This window comes from Vibrio sp. 99-70-13A1 (genome assembly GCF_013114625.1).
Taxonomy (GTDB): domain Bacteria; phylum Pseudomonadota; class Gammaproteobacteria; order Enterobacterales; family Vibrionaceae; genus Vibrio.
Map to the genome: position 1 here is coordinate 13,619 of NZ_VTXD01000020.1, position 18,942 is coordinate 32,560.

At 41.1% G+C, this 18,942-nt stretch carries 18 protein-coding genes and 2 pseudogenes; 5 read left to right on the top strand and 15 right to left on the bottom strand.

The window, feature by feature from the left end:
* Nucleotides 1-68 precede the first annotated feature (68 nt).
* The 14 genes and pseudogenes from F0226_RS13230 to tdh all read right to left on the bottom strand — a co-directional run.
* Nucleotides 69-1,097, bottom strand: a complete 1,029-nt coding sequence (locus F0226_RS13230; protein WP_171736085.1) for a hypothetical protein — start codon at nt 1,095-1,097, stop codon at nt 69-71.
* An 85-nt stretch (nt 1,098-1,182) separates the two neighbouring features.
* Nucleotides 1,183-1,533 carry a hypothetical protein gene (locus F0226_RS13235; RefSeq protein WP_171736086.1) on the bottom strand — a complete coding sequence of 117 codons (351 nt, stop codon included), beginning with the start codon at nt 1,531-1,533 and terminating at the stop codon, nt 1,183-1,185.
* Between the two features lie 306 nt (nt 1,534-1,839).
* Nucleotides 1,840-2,307: an RDD family protein gene (locus tag F0226_RS13240; RefSeq protein ID WP_171736087.1), complete on the bottom strand. Its 468-nt coding sequence runs from the start codon at nt 2,305-2,307 to the stop codon at nt 1,840-1,842.
* Nucleotides 2,308-2,382: 75 nt separating this feature from the next.
* Nucleotides 2,383-2,715: a hypothetical protein gene (locus F0226_RS13245; protein WP_171736088.1), complete on the bottom strand. Its 333-nt coding sequence runs from the start codon at nt 2,713-2,715 to the stop codon at nt 2,383-2,385.
* A gap of 126 nt (nt 2,716-2,841) precedes the next feature.
* A complete protein-coding gene (locus F0226_RS13250; RefSeq protein ID WP_171736089.1) occupies nt 2,842-3,318 on the bottom strand; it encodes a GNAT family N-acetyltransferase in 477 nt (158 codons plus the stop codon).
* Nucleotides 3,319-3,491: 173 nt separating this feature from the next.
* Nucleotides 3,492-3,911: a gamma-glutamylcyclotransferase family protein gene (locus F0226_RS13255; protein WP_171736090.1), complete on the bottom strand. Its 420-nt coding sequence runs from the start codon at nt 3,909-3,911 to the stop codon at nt 3,492-3,494.
* A 44-nt stretch (nt 3,912-3,955) separates the two neighbouring features.
* Nucleotides 3,956-4,165, bottom strand: coding sequence for a DUF6434 domain-containing protein (locus F0226_RS13260; protein WP_171736091.1), 210 nt, complete (start codon nt 4,163-4,165; stop codon nt 3,956-3,958).
* 127 nt (nt 4,166-4,292) lie between these two features.
* Nucleotides 4,293-4,583 carry a hypothetical protein gene (locus F0226_RS13265; RefSeq protein ID WP_171736092.1) on the bottom strand — a complete coding sequence of 97 codons (291 nt, stop codon included), beginning with the start codon at nt 4,581-4,583 and terminating at the stop codon, nt 4,293-4,295.
* 42 nt (nt 4,584-4,625) lie between these two features.
* A complete protein-coding gene (locus tag F0226_RS13270; protein WP_171736093.1) occupies nt 4,626-5,222 on the bottom strand; it encodes a class I SAM-dependent methyltransferase in 597 nt (198 codons plus the stop codon).
* Between the two features lie 152 nt (nt 5,223-5,374).
* Nucleotides 5,375-5,860 (bottom strand): GNAT family N-acetyltransferase, encoded by a 486-nt coding sequence (locus F0226_RS13275; RefSeq protein ID WP_171736094.1) that lies wholly within the window; start codon nt 5,858-5,860, stop codon nt 5,375-5,377.
* 33 nt (nt 5,861-5,893) lie between these two features.
* Nucleotides 5,894-7,393 carry a hypothetical protein gene (locus F0226_RS13280; RefSeq protein WP_171736095.1) on the bottom strand — a complete coding sequence of 500 codons (1,500 nt, stop codon included), beginning with the start codon at nt 7,391-7,393 and terminating at the stop codon, nt 5,894-5,896.
* 15 nt (nt 7,394-7,408) lie between these two features.
* Nucleotides 7,409-8,140 (bottom strand): DUF262 domain-containing protein, encoded by a 732-nt coding sequence (locus F0226_RS13285; RefSeq protein WP_171736096.1) that lies wholly within the window; start codon nt 8,138-8,140, stop codon nt 7,409-7,411.
* A complete protein-coding gene (locus F0226_RS13290; RefSeq protein WP_171736097.1) occupies nt 8,137-10,122 on the bottom strand; it encodes a DUF262 domain-containing protein in 1,986 nt (661 codons plus the stop codon). Before F0226_RS13290 ends, F0226_RS13285 begins: the two co-directional genes overlap by 4 nt.
* 214 nt (nt 10,123-10,336) lie before the next feature.
* Nucleotides 10,337-10,498, bottom strand: a pseudogene (tdh, locus tag F0226_RS13295) (L-threonine 3-dehydrogenase); the annotation flags it as partial.
* A gap of 294 nt (nt 10,499-10,792) precedes the next feature.
* Between tdh and F0226_RS13300 the strand changes: the two are divergent.
* From F0226_RS13300 to F0226_RS13320, 5 genes are all read left to right on the top strand, one after another.
* A complete protein-coding gene (locus F0226_RS13300) occupies nt 10,793-11,092 on the top strand; it encodes a hypothetical protein (RefSeq protein ID WP_171736098.1) in 300 nt (99 codons plus the stop codon).
* A 273-nt stretch (nt 11,093-11,365) separates the two neighbouring features.
* Entirely contained in the window at nt 11,366-12,418 is a 1,053-nt protein-coding gene (locus F0226_RS13305; RefSeq protein WP_171736099.1) for a hypothetical protein, read from the top strand.
* Between the two features lie 446 nt (nt 12,419-12,864).
* Nucleotides 12,865-13,791: a hypothetical protein gene (locus F0226_RS13310; protein ID WP_171736100.1), complete on the top strand. Its 927-nt coding sequence runs from the start codon at nt 12,865-12,867 to the stop codon at nt 13,789-13,791.
* Entirely contained in the window at nt 13,788-15,359 is a 1,572-nt protein-coding gene (locus tag F0226_RS13315; protein ID WP_171736101.1) for a hypothetical protein, read from the top strand. The genes F0226_RS13310 and F0226_RS13315 overlap by 4 nt, the downstream gene beginning before the upstream one ends.
* 606 nt (nt 15,360-15,965) lie before the next feature.
* Complete coding sequence (locus tag F0226_RS13320) at nt 15,966-17,216, top strand: hypothetical protein (RefSeq protein ID WP_171736102.1); 1,251 nt, start codon at nt 15,966-15,968, stop codon at nt 17,214-17,216.
* Between the two features lie 167 nt (nt 17,217-17,383).
* Here the strand turns inward: F0226_RS13320 and F0226_RS13325 are convergent.
* Nucleotides 17,384-18,868 (bottom strand): annotated as a pseudogene (locus F0226_RS13325) (IS66 family transposase).
* Nucleotides 18,869-18,942: the final 74 nt, after the last annotated feature.

Below are 18,942 nucleotides of genomic sequence, written 5' to 3' on the forward strand. Positions count from 1 at the left end.
CAAATAATTTAAAGAACCGTCAACTTAATAATCTACCCCAAAATTATAAACCGTTTTTAGTCTGATAATTAAGAGAGAACGTTACCAGAAGCATCATCCAGCTTTTTCAATGCAAATCTTCCTCTCTCTGCGACAGATTCAGATTCATCAGCCTCGAATTGAAGTGCGTAATATTTTGATACACTTCCAAGGTTCTCCAACTCTTTGATTAAAAACTCAGCTGCTACTTTACGAACAGTAGGTGAACGATCATTTGCTGATTGATTTAATATTTCGATAAATGGCAGCGATACTTTCAATTCTCGTTCAAAAACAGCTGGTTTTTTTCTACCTTCACAATAACGAATGTCAGTCCATACCCATCGATGACCTTCACTCCATACGAGCCTCCTTTCAAACAAGCTACGATAAGCTTTAGCTCTTAGAGGTGGTTGAATAGCATTCTGAGCAATAGTAGAAAGACTTTCATCAAAAGCGCTAGTTCGACCTAACTGAGAAAACAGAGAAGGCATTGGACCAGAAGTAGTTTCTATTAATTTTCTAGTTAGAATCTCAACTACTTCTTTCCTATTAGTTAATTGTAATAACGCTTGCCTATCAGCTTTTTCAATTCGCTCCCAAGAACTCCAATTTACAATGGTAATAGCTATCGCATCAGCAACAACTTGAGGAGAAGTTTGCTCGGCTATCTTTAGAATTTGCTCCCTAGCAGCTTGACGAACTTGAGGAACCCAGTCATTAAGCCTTCTAAGAACCATAGTAAAGAAAAACGCATTCGGAGCAGCGCAAGAAATGGTTCTCAACGCTTTTTCTCGTTCATGTCCATCCCAACTAATTACATCTAACCAAGTCAGTATTTTTCTTGGCTGGGGCTTAAACCGAAACATCCATTGATATCGAGGAGCTTGCTCAATAGCATTCGAAAATTCAGAACGGATTAGCCTTTCCCAAAAATCAAAATGTGCCAGCGGTAATTGGTCAGTCACATTGACGAGTGTCGTCATATCAGCCACAACGTTATCTTTTGCGCTAAATGAGTTCACAAACTCTCTAATTGAGAAGACAACTTGCTCTTGTATATCGACTGAGTTTTGCACAAATCATTTCCTCTAAATGCTGTATGAATGACGCTTTTTATATAAACACTTCTCACTGCTAGTAGTCGTTTATCCTGAAGCACATTTAGAACACCATAACGTGGTCACAAAGGTACTTCCCATTCACTTCTACCAAGACCATTTCGGCAACAAACTCTCCTTTTGCTTTAGTAAATGACTGTTTCCAGACAATTGCCGCTGAATCAGGACGCTTAAACACTGCCACTACTTCTCGGTCACTAAAGAACCCTTTTTCAGCTTGATATTGTTCACAAACCGCTTGAAGGTATTCTTTAGACACAATTTTCTTCATTCGATCAGTAAAGTCTCGAACATGATTTTCATGATCAATCTTAGTAGATGCTTCCATTAAGTTGTCCATGATAGGGGTTGCGATGTCTAGAATTTGCTGTTCTGATAACGTTTCAAAATTCATATATATCCTGATGTGTGCAGTACACATTTTAATAACGAGCTAAGCTAAAAGATGCTCGAAGCTACTAAAAAATCCATTTAAAAACCAGCCTAAATGCCAAGCATTAAGATTCAGTATCGAATGCTTTAAAAATTACCTATTTGGAGACCGTTTTATTTAGAGCTACCTGTTAACGAAAAAGGCAAATGTAACACTGTAAAAAAGCACATTAGCCACTTAACGTTTGTTCTCATCTTCGTATGGAATATGAACTCAAATGTGCTTCCATGAATTGTTAATTTAGGACAGCACTTAAGAATCAAACAATTAGCAGATGACTACTTTTGTCTTCGCGATACGATCATGAATTGCTCGCTTTTGCTTACCAAAAACCATTAGAACATTTGCCATGGTAAGAATGCCGCCAATCCAAGGTAGATAACCAAGTGTGATCATAAATACATAACGTTTAAAAACTAAATCTTGAACTGTGACTTGAGAGCCATCTAAATAAACAACTTTAATTTTTAGTATTTTCTTGCCTACTGTTTGACCAGACTCAGAAAGAAACTTCCAATTGACCGCACAATACAATCCAAAACCAAGAACTGCCATTAGAATTTGATATGAAAATGGCGCTTCAACTGGCGGGTTCTGGCTAAGGTCATCAAAGCCTCCACTGTAATAAGCTAAAGGTATCATCACAACACTTAGGATGAGGGAGTCAATAAATGCTGCACCTACTCGTGTCCATCTCGATGCTAAATACGAATAACTTTCTTGAATACCTTCCATTACAACCTCCTTTATTAAAAATGATTAGCAGACTACTGTCGCGTTTAATAACCTACTTTAAATTCTTTGCTATATTTATCTGCAAGTTACTTCAACAAAACACCCGCAGACCTTGTCGATACTGCATTGAGCAACCGAACGTCTTAGCAAATCATTAGCCCACTCTTTAGTTTCTGAGTCAGTTACCTTTGGGCTACTAAAATAGTAATCTTCAGAGCACACAGCCTCTGCTTCTTTTCTAAATGCGGCTTTACTTGAATTGTAATCACACTCCCACTCTCCTTCAAAAGCATGAACCAGCAGAAAAACATTCTGCTTTAACTGATAATTATCGACTTCGATTTGAAAGCTAGGAGTTGTGGTACAGCCAACCAATAACATGGTGGCTATCATAGATAAATACTTCATATTCCCTCATTAAATAATGATCATGTCAGTGTTGGGAGCACAATCAACACCAGATCATAGGAACTGTGTCTTAAACACTAGAACGACTAAAACATTGAGCGAGTTTGGCAGTCTGACGGTGCTTCACTATAAACGCTTTTCCATATGTAGGAGAGACCAAGTCTCACCTTCAAAGATCCGGGTACCGCTTTCAGAAGAAGTTATTACAAAGCCGAGTGATTCATAGCAATTTCTTGCAACTGTATTTCGTTCAAAGACTGCAAGGGACAATAAATTAGCATTGTATTTTTCTTCTGCTAATTCAGTTAGCTGGCTAAGCATCAATTTTGAAATGCCTTGTCCTCGAAAATGGTCTGAGACAAACACTCGACAAATTCTAAAATGAGACTCTGACACTTTGAAAAGTTCAACATAGCCAGCGTTCTGACCTGATACCACAAAGATAAAAGGGGATACTTCAGGTTGCGAGCAATGTTTACAAATTTGGGTTGAATCTAAGGGAAACTTGAAGTTTGGACCTCCCCATTGATAATTCAATTTATCTGAATCAATCCAACCTATTAACAGGTTATAGTCTTCCTTTTCAAATGTTCTAAGTTCCATTTTCCCTCTATACGCTAAGTAAATAATGAGTAAGGCAAAGCACAGAATTCATTAAGCTGCTGCTAATCAAGCTTGTCGCTATAAACTTCAAACTATAAACGAATCAGCCTTAGCCAACGGTTCAAACGACATGTACCAGAGTTGAAGTTTGCAGCTTAACCTTAAAAGCCTAGTTAAGAAGCTCTACTGCGATACATATTGGCATGTTCTAGAAGGTATTCACCAGAAAGTTCCATGCGAATATCTGACTTTGCTGTCATCTCTTTAGGCTTGCCATAAACAAAAACTTCCAGCTCATTGTTTGTTTCCGCACAAATAACGGGAATAGTCACTCTTCGATAACCGTCTGGTTCGTTTATGCGCTCTAGCCTATCCATTTGTACTAAAGCATTCTCAGAAACAGTAAAAACCTGACCTTTAACAGGCTGACCTTTACCCTCGTCTAAGACTAACCATGGCGAATGACGCTCACCGACTAATAACAGAGGAAAGGCTTCTTTGGTTAAATAATCAGAACCAAGGCGAACACCTTTATTGGTTTTATGATTAGGAAAGCCCTCTTTCAGAGTGCCAAAAACAAAGACTTGATACATAAACAGCCCTAACCTCCTAGTCGAATAATAGAAAATGAACCGGTTTAATGTTGACGACTCATCCATTCTTTTGCAGCTTGCCCCATTGTCAGCCCTGTTGCATTCTTCATCCACTCCATAAAAGAACGATCAAATCTAAACTGCTCACCAAATTTTGATTTAAAGTATCTACGGACATTTTGGGTGGTTTTGTAGGTATCAGTGATGATTGTTTTGTCATCTATCAGGTTTTTATGCCAATCAACCTTTTCCATGGGTATCAGGTTTCCTTTGATTCTAAGTAAACAATAATACCGAATGTTGTGAATCATCCAAAAAACCATCGTAACCTAAAAATAACGAGCATTGATAGATTGATGGAATTGTTATCTATGTTTAAAGCTATTTGAGTTCATTCAAAACTTCATAACTGTCTGTATTTATCGTCAAATAAGTACCTGTATCTAAGGCTACTGTGTGGAACTCTGGTTCACCCATATCATTGATTAGGTTAACTTCAAGCCAAACTTTTCCAAATTCATCTATGTACCAAACTCGCCATAAAAGATTGGATTGAACCAGAAATTGATAGAGCTTATGAGTCACATACAAATCAGATTTAGCATTCCTCGATGCTTTAATTAAATCGTGAGGAACACTAACCACTTGGACTAAGTAATCTATTTTAATCATCAATATCTCATGTAACTGTTTACTAAGAAAACACTAAGCTGGCTATTTTCGTTTCACCGCAACAACGGAATAGGTATGCCAATGCTTTACTCTACCCAATGAGGTTTTGGCTTTTTCGTCACGTTCAAAGAACCTAACTATTTCAAAATCACAGAACAAAGCCTTTACGTCGGATTCCGATAACGGTGTGGTTGGACTGCGATAATTTTTAGCCCAACTGTCTTTGAAACCCATAAAGTCACCAGCAAACACTCCACCGATTTCAATAGAGGACTTAATGTTTCTCCAAGTTGATTCAAACTTATCAGGATCAGCAAAGAACAAGCTTGCGTTTGCAATTACAACACCTGACTTTGGATAGTTAAAAGATTCAAAGGATGATTCCGATATTTCCACTAAAAACTTCGACGAAAACCTGTCTTTGCAAATAGCGACAGAGTCAGGGTTAATATCAAAGCCATGAACTTTAAAACCTTGTTGCTCTAAAAATTGAATATCACTGCCTGTACCGCACCCGCAATCAATGGCGACTTTAAGGTTAGATTCATTAACCCTAGCTGCAAACTCAGTCCGTTTTGAGTGTGGGCGGGATAACGCCTTATCATAATACTGACGCCAAATTTGAGTGTTTTTATCCATAATTTTTGATTTCCCTTAAAACTACACTTAGGTCCGTTACATCGCGAGGAACAATGCCGCCCAGCCAAAGTTAGCGTTGCCAGTCTGCAAACCTGCAAACCTGCAAACCTGCAAACCTGCAAACCTGCAAACCTGCAAAATAGATTAATAGTCTAACCGTTCGCGGTCCAACGAAAATAAGGTCTTTGACCATCCATACGTTCAACCTCAGCACCCAGCCTTTTATAGAAGTCGTGGGCTTTGCTGTTGTGGGGACTCGCTGTCCATGAGATGTGCGAAGCAGATGCTAATTTAGCTTGTGACTTTAAAGCCAGCATAAGTTGATGACCATAACCTTTCGATCTTTGTTTTCCTATGACTAAAAGGTCATCAAGCCAAATTGAAGGCTCACCGCTAAAAGAGGAATATCGATAGTGGAACAAAGCGAAACCTAAAACGTCACTGTCCTGCTCTAACAATAGAGCATGTGCGAATGGGTAATCTCCAAATAACGTGCGTTCAATTTTTTCTACCGTTGTTAATATCTCACCTGTAAAGCCTTTCATACTTCGGTCAAATTCAGCTTTTTGCTCAATAAGCCTGAGTAAAGTCTTTGAGTCTTTCTCTGTCGCAGTCCTTACGATCACTTGCCTCTCCATACCTGAAACGATGAGTTGGTAACTATCGCTTAATTAGTTCCCTATCCCTACAACAAATCCAGCAATGCGCTTTAATTCAAGAAGCAACTCTGTTTCCACAACCTCAATATCTAGCACTTCATTGTCTTCATCACGCAGGTAGTACGTGAACTCGCAGTCTTGGTACTCAATATACAAGTCTGCATCTTGCCACCCATGTAACACCACAGCAGGTTGCTTTTGCTTGCCTATGCCATCACTGTACTCAACCTCGTGAGTAAACGCAGAAGTGTGATTCTGCAGCTCCAAATAAAGCGTGTATGTTCTTAGCCCCGCATAGCGACCAGACATCACCTTGCCTTTCAACAGGTATATTTCGCCACCACCTAGGCGAACCTGACGCTCGCTTGAATAACGGATGATTTCTGGGTACTGAAATACGTATTTACGCCAATCATGGCAATCTGCACTCTCGATGATCGCTCGCATCCCCAGCTCTTCACTGCCATTCTCAAGCTTATCAAGTAGTCCAAATAGAATTGCACAGAGGGATTCATTATTAAACACACGACGCCAATTCTCATAACGAGCACGTGCATTACCTGTAGTGTTGCGACAAAAGCTATGATTTCGGTGCGATGGCTTGACCAAATACAAGCCCGTCGCCAATAACGCTCGCTGCATCAAGAAATCTGATGTTTCTAAGTAGTCTTCAAAAAGTACGGCTGCATTGCTAGCTAGCTCTTCAAACCTTACTGCGTCATAGCTTCCATCTTCGAGTTTAGCTCCACGTAATAGAAAACCAATTTGATAATAGAAGTAGCTGTGATTTTCATACTTAGCTAGACGCTCTCGCCACGCACTATCTTCAACAATTAGCTTCGCTTTTACAATCTCTTCACTACGTTGATTTTCGTTGAAAAATCGCATTTCTGAGCTATCTAACTTAGCAATGCTTGCCAATACATTGGTCACGTCAACATCATCAAGAATACTCTTAAGTGCGTGTGATGAGCTCACGTAGTTCATGGTAATGTCGTATGCGACATTGAGGCTTAGTCGCGTAGTAACAGCTAACCAATCTGCTAATTCACCTATCAGTTCATCACTCCATGGGCCCTCCACCAGCTTTAGCTCAAACACTTTTTGCACAAACAGATAAAGTGCCGAAAAGCGAGCTTGGTCTTGGAGGCTTCGGTCACGTAGTATTCCGGCAAAAATACTTTTACATTGCTGCCAAACACTCGCAGACTGACTGCCTGCCGGATCTAATTGCAACTGATGACAAAGTGACAGCATCATGCCAACCTTATTTAAGGTTTGCTTCTCAAAGCAGTGACGATCTTTGTAAGCTTGAGTCGGAATAAATACATTATCGCGACAAGCAAGCAGCCAAGCGTTGTCCAGACTTTCTAAGTTGCCTTGGGATGGCTTAAGCAATAATGCGCTATTTAATTGCGCTACATTTTTAAAGGTGCTCAAGAACAGATTATCAACTTCGTATTCTCCAGTGTCGCGAAGCTTCCAAAATACATCCGTCCACTCTTTATCCATCAACTCCCAGAAGCCTTAACTCAATTGAAGATCAGAGCGCTCATCCACATAGCTTTGTAACCAAGCTTTGAAGTTTTCAAACTCTGTGAGAGGACGACCACGAGCATTCATTTTGATGTACAACTCATCAGTCAGAGAAAACTCTTTCATTTCAAGAAAGTGGAAGGTAATCGGCGGGTTAGTTTCTGAGATCAGCGAATCCCAAAGCTCGTTATCTGCAATGAAATCACAAATGAATATACGGTGAATCTCATCAAGCATGGTAAGCATTGATTGCACAGTTGGGTCATTGCGCCAAACAGAGAAGAACCAGTGGGAATCAATGATTGAAGAAGACAAGCTACTTTCACATTCAAGAACGTTGATTTCGCTGCCAAAGGACAATAGCGAATCGACAAATTCGCGTGAACTTACCCGAGTTTTATAGCTAAAGCGCCTTAACTTACTTTCTGCACTATCCAAGCGTCCACAACCTGCAGCAATGTACCAATGAAGTAGAAATAGGGTCGTTAAGCGCTGCTGACCATCGAGCAGGGTCAGCGTATCGTCGTGGACGGAACCATAAATAAAGTCAAGATCTTGACTGCTATTAGGCTCAGTGACCACAGAATAAAGACTTTTCACAAAACCCACACGGATCTGCTTCGCTTTGCTGTCCTCACGTCCCTGCGCATAATCGCGCTGGATAATTGGAATCTCAACTTGATACTTGTCTAAGAGTTGCCAAAACGTCTGCTTCACGCTCATTCTTCGTTACCTTCCACATCGAGATAGTAATTAAGGCAACCTTTTAATGCATTGCGGTAACCTTGCTTGTCACTCTCTGACCATTTGTACATCTGAGAGACACTGTCACTATAAAACTTTGAGAACACATTCTTTGTGCCGATTGGGATAAAAAGGTTCTGCTTGCGCTCATAGTTGATGATACGTTCACGCTTTATCGCAAACACCTCATTACCAATACTACGGTTGACACGGCTTGGTAGCAGGCAAAGGTTATCAATCCCATGCACTTCATCATCAGGGATCTCCCCAACGACGCTTTCTAGCAGTTCGATATAAACATTTCGAAGTTCACGATGGCTAGTAAGATCGTTTTGACTCTGCGAATACCAATGTTCGAGTGCCTCAATCAATTGTTGCTTTTGAGCCTCGGGAATATGGTTGGTCGCAAGCAAGGTTTGCTGATCGCTGTACCACGCTTGATATTGTTTAACCGCATCCAACTCTTTTGATTGCTGAGCATGAATATGCTCGATATCCCAAGACATATCACGATAAGTCTTGAATGAAAAACGCGTCTTGTTAGTACGGTGAACTGAAATATTGAACAAGATAAAGATCGAGATAACATTCTTTCGCTTAGAGTTATAATGCAATGAATCAAAATCAAACTGCCCCAATTCTTTATTCTCAAAATAGCCGTACAGTTCTTTTGCGATGATCTTTTTCAATTCACGCTTAAAGTCTGACTTACTCTTGCGATCCGCTAGTAGCCACAGGTCTTGGACACTACAAATATCTCGACTAACGATAAAGCCTACTAAATGATACAAATCGTCATTTTTATACCACTCAAGCAGGCGGTAATAGTCCTGCTTCACCTCATGCCATAGATCGTAAACGGTTTTTTCTTTGTCAATTGCTGCAAGTAATTTGTCATTGTAAAAACGAAATGAAGTGAACTCATCCGCTTCACTGTGTTTGTTATGTTTACCAGATTGGATTGCTTGGCTACGCAACTCAAACAATAAGTCGATTCGCGTTGTATGATCACTTGATTGACTCGATGGACTTAAGAACGCCCAAAACTCTTCATCTTGTAAACCATGTTCGATCATATCCCACTGTAAACCCAGCTCAGACTGGCGGAACAATGCTATCTCACTCTTGCCTTGCTTTACGACGTTGTTCAAAAATAACGCCTTAATAAGCTCGGCATTGGTTAGCGGGATCTTACCGCTATTAATTCGCATGAAGATATCAATCGACTGTAAACGATCTACCGACTCGTTTTCTTCACGTGCTGCATACCAAATGAACTTAGTGTGTTTGAGCAGCTTATTGCGCCATACGGTTTTCTCTACGCCTGGCTGCGTAAACCATGCCGCGATGGTTTTATAAGCAGTATAAAAGTGGTAGTTATCGACGTTATCAAGATCAGCCGCATGCAGAGATTCGTCAGCAGTGTTGTCGGATGATTGACTGGCAATAAAGTCATCCCATTGCTCAAATGCCAATGTGCTTGGTAGGTACTCATTAAGAAACACACTGCTGCTCTTACGAGTTCGATATTCAATGGTGTATTTATCGTTATATTCAAGGTATGACAAGATCATAAAAATTGTAGTCATACGCTGCTGACCATCGATCAATTCCCAGCGTCCTTTCTCACCTGTATTCAAGGCACTATGATGCTTAACGACAACAGGCTGAAGGCAATAAAACTCACCCTTACTGCTATCAAATTCATTGATGTCGTTTAGTAATTCCGTCACCTGCTGCGGCAACCATTTGTAGCCACGTTGGTAGTCATCAACGAAAAAATGCAGTGGCAATACATCCTCAACACTTTTAAGGATCAAGGTGTTATTGCTTGCGACAAGGTTCTGAATTTCCTTCAAGAACGCCTGCATTTCAGAAGAGTCCACATTCTCAAATTCTGGTTGATAGCGTTCAATGAGGTTTTCTATTTTCACCATTGAGTCGTTAGTCGTGTTTTTCATTACATTCTATTTCCTAACGAAATTTATTAGTCGCATTGTGCTTTTAACTGTACTGGTTAAGAAGCGTTGAAAAGTCAGTGTGAGTTAATCGTGAAGCCTCTAAAAAAATCTTCTATTGAGTAAATAAAAGGACGCCTCGATTTTAGTCGAGGCGTCCTTTTATTTTATCGGAGAAAACTAGAGGGCTTTACGGTGTAAGACAGAGCTATGTCTACTATTCCCAATCTAAAATTACCTTACCAGACATACCAGATCGCATCATGTCGAAGCCTTTCTGGAAATCATCCACTTTGTAGTGGTGAGTAATGATTGGCGTTAGATCTAAACCCGATTGGATCAGTGAAGCCATCTTGTACCACGTTTCGAACATTTCACGAAGCACAACGACAAAACATTACATTTCAACAAGTTATAAAGCATTTATGACTGTTTGGGGCGAAATTAGGGCTTTAAAATAAAAACAATAATTATCAGGTTTAAGCAAAATCCTGACTTTCTACGCTGCATTTATGCCGCACTTTTGGTGGCGATGTAGCACATAAAGCTTACCATTTTCTATTCTACCAACAAATTTTTTCCATCATGGTCACAATTCAATCAACACCACTCATGTCTCATTAATAAGTCTGATAGTATCAATATTACAAATCACTGTTAAGTAAAGGCATTTATGCTTAAGACAGTCTCAGTTCAAACATTAGAAATCCAAGCTGCGATATACCCAAATGATGAAATCGCTCGTCACTTGAATCGCCTCACTGAGCATGCAGACGTTTTAGACTTCCTATCGCCCACATCAGCCCAATTAAAGTCGTTAAATACAAAAGGAAACTCTATCCTGTCGAGTACCTTGATGAAGTTCTCTGGCTTCGCTCTCACTTTCCGGAGGTACTCATCACCTCGTTCACCATTGAATCAGCAAAAACTATTGCTGACGTTGAGCAACATATCTATTCGCGCCTCATTCTGAAACATCTCTCTTCTATGAATAATAAAGATCTCCACGGACTCGAACAGAAGTGGAAAGAGCAAAGTAATGGTCGCTACCTTCCTAGGTTAACCCAAAAGCAGTGGACCCAGCTGCTAAATTGTGAGCGTAGTTTGTTACTTCGGCATCGTAAACAATTAATAAAATCACACGAGACGTTTCCGTAGGAACTTACTCCACCCAATGGCTTCACATGGGAAAACGCGACGCGACAAATACCTGAAAATGACGCTATCGAGTGACAGGGAGGTTCATATGTGGTTTCTGCAACAACCTGACGTATTTCCAACCCATTTAATCCAATCCGGTGCCTATCTATGTTTCCTATCTCCCGAGTTATCAAGCACTCAGCTCATTGAACATAGGCGGGTAAGCCTCAATCACTTGTGGCAATTGTGCCCTACCCCAGCAAACATTTTGTTTGTCGATTCGTACCACAGCATCATTCATCACTGGTTAGACATTCATGTTGAGCTTACACCCCACCCTAACCAACTACAGCGAAATCAGATATCTAGACTGAAAGAGTGCATTGATGAACTAACTTATAGTGTGCCTATTAACAATCAAAATATCAGGACGATCCCATGTAATGCAAAACGGTCTGAATTAAACACTTACCTCACCGACTACCCACTCTACAGCACACTGCTTTTTATCGATTCGATGCCTGACGAAGAGCAAATACATACTTGGCTTTACCTTCTAGCACGATTGCAACTCTGCATTGAGAATTTTACTTATGAACAGTTATTGAACTTTGATAATGCAAGACGAGCATTATCTAAAGAGAAACCATTTACATTTAAGGACATTGAAAAGTGCTCTCTAATTGAACTATCTAATTTATGCCTCTCATACGCAGAGTTACGTCAGTTCAGTCACTACTTTATTACCCCAACTCACTCTATTCGAAAGCGAAAGCCATACCGACCATACCAGAGTGACAATGAATACAAAGACATCATGACGTCAGTGCGTGGGCAATCAATCACCGTTTGTACCCCAGTGGATACTGATGGCAATGAAAAAAGTGCTTTTTATGAATTAGAAGACCCCACATTCAACGTCTCACCTTCATTAACCCACGATCAAGCAAAGAGACAATATCAATTTAGTCGAGTGGGCGTAGAAAATGCTATTACACGAAATAACCAAAAACTGCCAATGAGTATGTTAGTACTGACACCGACTGAAGTGCAATGCTGGCTAAATCATTACTGCCCCGAACTTTTTGGTAATCAACTCAATCGACTTTCTGAGGAAGATCGTGTTCATTGGTTTCTTTTTTCTTACGTTTGTTTTTAGGGAGCATCAATTGCAGCCCTATATTATTCAATCAAGCTAATAAACTGGGCAGCTCCCCAGAAAACTCCTGTATTACCTATGTTCTTGATAAAAAAGGAGACTGCGTATCCTCGCTTCGATTATCTACTCGCCACTTATTCAAAGGTAAGCAAGCTCTGCTAGGAGCCAAACAGTATTACTCGACTCAAAGTTACATTGAACTCAAACTCCCTTGGCCAATAGGGACACTGTTGAATCTTATTTTACGAGCGTTACCACCTATCAAACGACACAACGTCCCACTTGAATCAGCGCTAGCGATGTCTACTAGTAGACAAAACCAATGGATCTCAACGTTACTAAAAGGAAGCAAAACACTCTTTCCTTTTAAAGTGACCCCAAATGCTCTCTTCCATGCCTTTCAACACTTTTGCGCACAATCTTTGCCTTCGGTCTGGGGAGACTACTTGAGTCAAAATGGCAGCGTGCTTATGCACTACATAAATGTTGAAACATCCGCGTTCTCATCATTGCTGAACCGCCATTGGTTTCATTTTATTACACTCGTTGGCGTCCCCAACGAGCTTGACTGGTCTTCACAAACAGATAGCGGTTCGACTCTTGGTGACACCTTTCATCAACAATTCGGAAGTGCGATTACTCTCAGAGATACGCTTTTTGGTGAATTATTTGAAGAGTTGCTCTCACCAATAATAAGCAGAAATAGGCCGATCTCCGACGCAGAATACTCCCAACGGCTTGGATTGTATTTGCATATCCGCACTGCGACTGAACTCGCGCTACGCCCCATCAACGCCCCATACCCACTTGGAAAAGACTGCGCGTGGAGTACAGGTCTCATGGTAGTGCAAGATAAACGGGTACACCACAATGAGGAAAGAAGGCTACTTGTGTTATCTGAAGAGTTATCAGTGCTGCTGCAGGACTATCAGTATTTTTCTCAAACTCTCAGCCCCCATTATCGCCTTTCTCAGGACCCCTGTTTGTCTGTGCTGATTGATGATCTTTGGCAAGCGATGTCTCCCCAAGTCATTAGCCAGTTAAGTAAAAAATACCTCGCGACTATTGACCCAGGCAGCCTTCGCCACTTGTGTGCTCATCACATAATTCAAACAGCACTAAAAACCCACAGTGAGTTTCAACAAAGTGAACTCAATCAGAAAATGAATCACTACAAACGCGGACAGAACACCTTGGGCGAGTTTTCATTGTGTTCTATAAGCTCTTCGGTAGAGATACAAAGGCGTATGCAAAAAAGAGTCAAGCATTGCAATGCAACCTCAAGGACCACTGGATTTTGGCAATGCGTAGAAAAATGGGATGCTATTGTCACTGAAAAAATGCGTCAATACCGCAGTGAGGGTTACACATGATAGAGAGCCTAAATGAGTGGATTGTCAAAGTTGATGCTGGGCTACCGGCGGCTGAGCCTGTAGAGATCAGAGATGCACTCATTATTGTCATTCATCGCGCGCATAAAATGGAATCACGCCTATTTTCCAAGAATATCAAATTGCCCAAAAACCTTTTAAAAAAAGTCGCAAAGCCGCTGGCTATGCAAGCGGAAACTGCGCACGAACTACATGCCACCGGTCATGTACTCGATACTTTGTATGAATGTCATCAGCAGCAACACCCAGACCTATTAAGAGCAACGGTCTCTATGCCTCTTCGAGATGAAAAACCGCTAATCAATGACACTACCCCACCCATCGGGCTTATTGAGGCGTTAAAAGAGAGTCTTCTTAACTTTCACCCAACATCCAATGCCACTAATTCACGCTTTATCAATATCGAGAGTGCCAGCCTAGGTCAAGCGATATTGACCGTGGCCTATCGATGTGAATTGAGCTCGATACAGGAGTTAGAATCACTCATTTTACTGCCTCATGATGCATGGCAAACTATCATCGGCACATACCCAGTCGTCAGTGCGTTACTCCCCAACTCAACTCGGCGTATCTATGTGGTTGAAGAGGCAATTCTCGCTTTAAGGCGCGTACAATTAACCATGAAACAATTAGGCTCCTCACGTCGAAGAAAGTATCTTAGAGAAAATCTAACTGACTGGAAAAGGTTCGCTCAACATCAATGTTCGCCTCACATTGCAACACACATTGAGGTACTATCCATCGAGACGATGGTACAGAATTTGTTCCTATTAGACCGAAGTGCAGGAATTCACCACCTTTGGTCAAAGCATCACTCAGTAAAGTCACATACTTTTTTGAGAGCTTTTACAGGAAGAGTGACCGAAAACCCTAAGCCTAGCGTCCCATCGTCTACATTCCTAAATACAGATAAAATCATTTGGGATACCACTCTCACCATTGAAAATACGACTGAAATAAAAAACGCTCATCAACGGCTTAGAAGAATATTGAACCAATTTGCACTGCAATCTCCAACTCAAGATAGGAGGAGTGCCGCTGCTAATCACTGTAAGTCTGCATTAACACAATTACAGAGTGAAAAGCACCACTGGACATTTGCACTACCCGTTCACTGGATCACGACCCTTTTTCTACATGGATCCCCTTGGAAGCGCGCACTCGCAGTGGGTTCACTTCTCACTTATCATTCGGCCATTCGTCGTTTTATTGAAATCGCTGGATTTAGCGATGGAGTATTAAACTTACCCATTCATGAGTTTGAAGCCAGATGCCAATATGCTCTCGATGCACTCAATAACATCGATGATCAATGTACCGTAATTCGATTCCTCATTTTCTGTCGCCATTTCGATGACTTCCATCGTAATCAACTCAAAACCATGTACCATCAACAAAGCAGCGCTTCGCTATTGGACCTCAGGTTCAAATTATGGTTTCGAGCGTCAAAAGCAATTATTTCAGTCAGAAAATGGCAGAAGCCTAACGGGTATTATTCATCTAGACTCTCTTCGACACTGGGTCAAACACCATTGGGATACGGGCACTAATTACGATATTTTGCCAACTTTCATCGACAATGCTCCTCCTTTTGGAAGTAGCCTACCGTTTTCAGTTTACACGGCTGAACTAGTCAAAATGCATTGTCACGCCGACGATAAAGACTGCAACAATACTTTGATTGCGTGGTTACAATCCACACAAAAGACTCCAACCATATTTATCCCCCAAGCCAATCAATCAAGCGCCTGGCTAGCATTGTCGTTGCATTTAGACACATGGCACACCGAGCCTCTCAACAGCATTAAAAGAATGCAAAACCGATACAAAAAGTTTCTCAGTTTACTCACCCACAAGGACGATATTACCCAATATCGAGAGTTACATAACGCGTTGGGTGTTTACCATTCACTCAATCTTCTGCCAAATACAATAAAATTGACGGGGAACTCTCACTCAACACCTTGGGCTCAGTGGGAAAAATTAATACAAAAATTTAACGCAGGCATTTTTGACGTCCAAACCAGTGAAAAGCTATCTGCTGCAATACGCCCTTATCGGCTTAGGTGGCCGTTATGGCTCCACCTTGAACTTATTATTAAACACATTATTGATTATTTTGACTTCCTAATTTTCGTAAAGAATAAGGAGCACTGATGGAATGTCGTAACAGTCTCGTATTAGAAGCCAATGCAAGAATTAAATTATTAGAGTTCATGGTCAGCGCTATTATCGGGAGTGATTCTACCCACATATATTTTGGTGTGCGTATCGATGTTAAAAAACAAATTTTTGAAATCAACACACACTTATCTGTGCAATCCGGTATCTATGCCACTTATCGATGGCCAATCTTACAATCGACTCTTCAAGAAAACCGCTATTTAGAGCTACCTGGAAAAGGATTGGTGTCAATATTAAACAAGGTAGGCGTCAAAGAACCTGTGTGGTTAGGACTGCCAAATGAAAAGGAAATATATATTGCAGCCTACGAAGAAGATCACCCATCGCAAATGTCAATTTTTGAGGAAATAATATACACACCTAAGATCACAAATATGGCGGCGACACGTTACAGCATTCAAGTTATCGAGCATCGAAAACTCAATGAATATGACTTTATATTTTATGGTGATGAGTGTTCATTTCAGGTGGACGCTGTGGCGCTCTTCAAAGAGCTCAGATTAATTGAGCAACTGGCTAAGGAAGGCAGTGACATCACATCGAATGACAGAGAGTTGACTTTAGAACCTAAAATAACGGATTCACTCAATTACATAAGTTTGTACTCACGGAAATATCAGTGGTTTTCAACCCAAGATATTGATATCCAATACGACACACAAAAAGGCGTATGTAACGGGGTCTTGGCACACGTTAATCTGTCTGCCCTTAGCAAATTAACTGGTCTGCTCAGTCAGATTTCAGGTTTAGTTCGTATTGATATATGTCAATCCCACTTATCATTTTCTCGAGGTCAATGGCAATGTGCCTTTAGACAAACACAGCCGCATTGGGATGCTTCAAGCTTTGCCGAGCAATTTCGTTCATTGGACGATGAGTATTTCCACTCATTTAGTGCGCACAATCTGAAAGCTACACTGGAAAGCCTCAATGTTGCCAATGATGTAAAAAAGGCTCGATTACATATCAAACAACATGTCGGATCTGAGTTCACAACTCTTAGTCTTACGCAAGATCACGTACATTCATCCATTAATTACCCAATGCCAATTCCACCTAATACACTAACAACCCCCATATCTTTAAGCTTATGGTCTTTGGCCTCTCTCTTGGACAGTTCTGATGGAAAAGTTAGGTGGTATTTTGATACCAAGAACAGTCGCATCATTTTTACAGACGATGCCCGTCGAAAACACTTTGTTTTACAGTTAAAGGAAGAATAAAAAACTAAATTCTACTACAAAGTACTGCTTTTTTGTTTGTTCCATTGGCTATCTTTTGAACGTGGATATTATAACAGCAAAGCCCAAACAGAGTTATATCGCCCAAAATCGGAAAATTATATAAACAACTTACCGTACGCAGATAATTTTAACGTGCTACAAGTCAGCTATACGACAGAATCACTGTATCCGCCCCATGAACCCACGGGGTGATATTGCTTGTGTTTGAAGTTCCAAGGTAGCAGTGGCTCTGCTTTCGCCAACTCTTTCATGCACTTGACCATATAATCGTATAGGATAAGGCCGTTGGCTTTCGCGATTTCGACGATGCTGTAAAGCATCGTGCTCGCGTCAGCACCATTTTGAGTAGCCGAGAACAACCAGTTTTTTGCCAATGACCAGTGGCTTAGTTGCGCGTTCAGCGCGATTATTGTCGATAGATATGTGACCATCGTCGATATAAACAATGAGCTTTGGCCATTGCCCTATCGTGTACTTTATCGCTTTACCCAGTGCGCTAGACGCTATCACTTTCTGGGTCGTCATCCATTCATAAAACTCATCCAGTATCGGTTTAGCATACGCTTGACGCTCTGCTTTTCTCTTTTCGGCAGACGTACCTTTTAAGCGTGATTCTATCCCGTAGAGCTTCTGGATTTTTGATAGTGCCTTATCAGCTTTACCTCTCTTTCCATTGCCTTGAAGCTTTTTCGCATCCATGAACTTGCGCCGAGCATGAGCGAGACAACCCACATTCGTTACGTGGTGAAGACCATCATAAGTCGCATACCCATCCGTTTGTAAATAACCATTATAGTCACCTAAGAAAGCAATAGGGCACGCCCTCGCTCGACTGTTTTGATAGTCGTACAAGGCGATGTTTTTTACATTCGGTAGTGCCGCTTCAGGTGAGTCCGCCCCCGAGCAGTAAAGCCACATGTAACACTGTTTATCTTCCTTAAGCACATTGAGTGACGTTTCATCCCCTGAACCACCACTTATTTAAGTAGGTGCTCTTTCAAGGCTTCATAAAGTGGAGTGAACTTGTCGCTGACTTGGATAACCCACCTTGCCATGGTGGTTCGTGATAACTCAATACCCGACTGCGGAAACAGGGATTCTTGGCGATAAAGTGGCATCGCGTATTGGTATTTGCCAAGGAAGATGTTGGCCAACAAGCTTTCTGTCGCGAAGCTTTTAGGAATGATGCACGGTGGTGCTGGCTTTTGAACGATATGGCTGTTGTCCTTGGTTTTCTCGCACTGGCGGCAAGCATATTTGGGACGAACATATTCCAACACTTTAAGTACCGCTGGCGTGAACTCAAGTTTCTCACTACGGCCTTCGCGGATTTTATGCAGACTGTGATTGCAGCAAGAGCGTTTCTTCGTTGTGGTGGTTGTCGTCACCTCAACCTCTTTTTCCTCAGCTGCTTCACATTCCACTTCGTTGAAGAGATCACCTTGAGATTCATCATAAGGCTTTAACGCCTCCGAGCGTTTCGCGAACTGGCGGTCGAAGGCAAGCTTAAGTTGTTCTAGTAAGGATTGACGCTCTTGTTTCCATAGCGATTCCTTTTGTGTTTGCTCAACCATCGCTTGTAGCTCGGCAATATCTTGACTTTCCGGGTTGATATTAGGCGTCTTTTTCATGGCATTTATTATACTAAAATCATGCCATTAACGCTTGGTGCATAAGGCTTTATTATCGTTTAAGTCATTGTAAA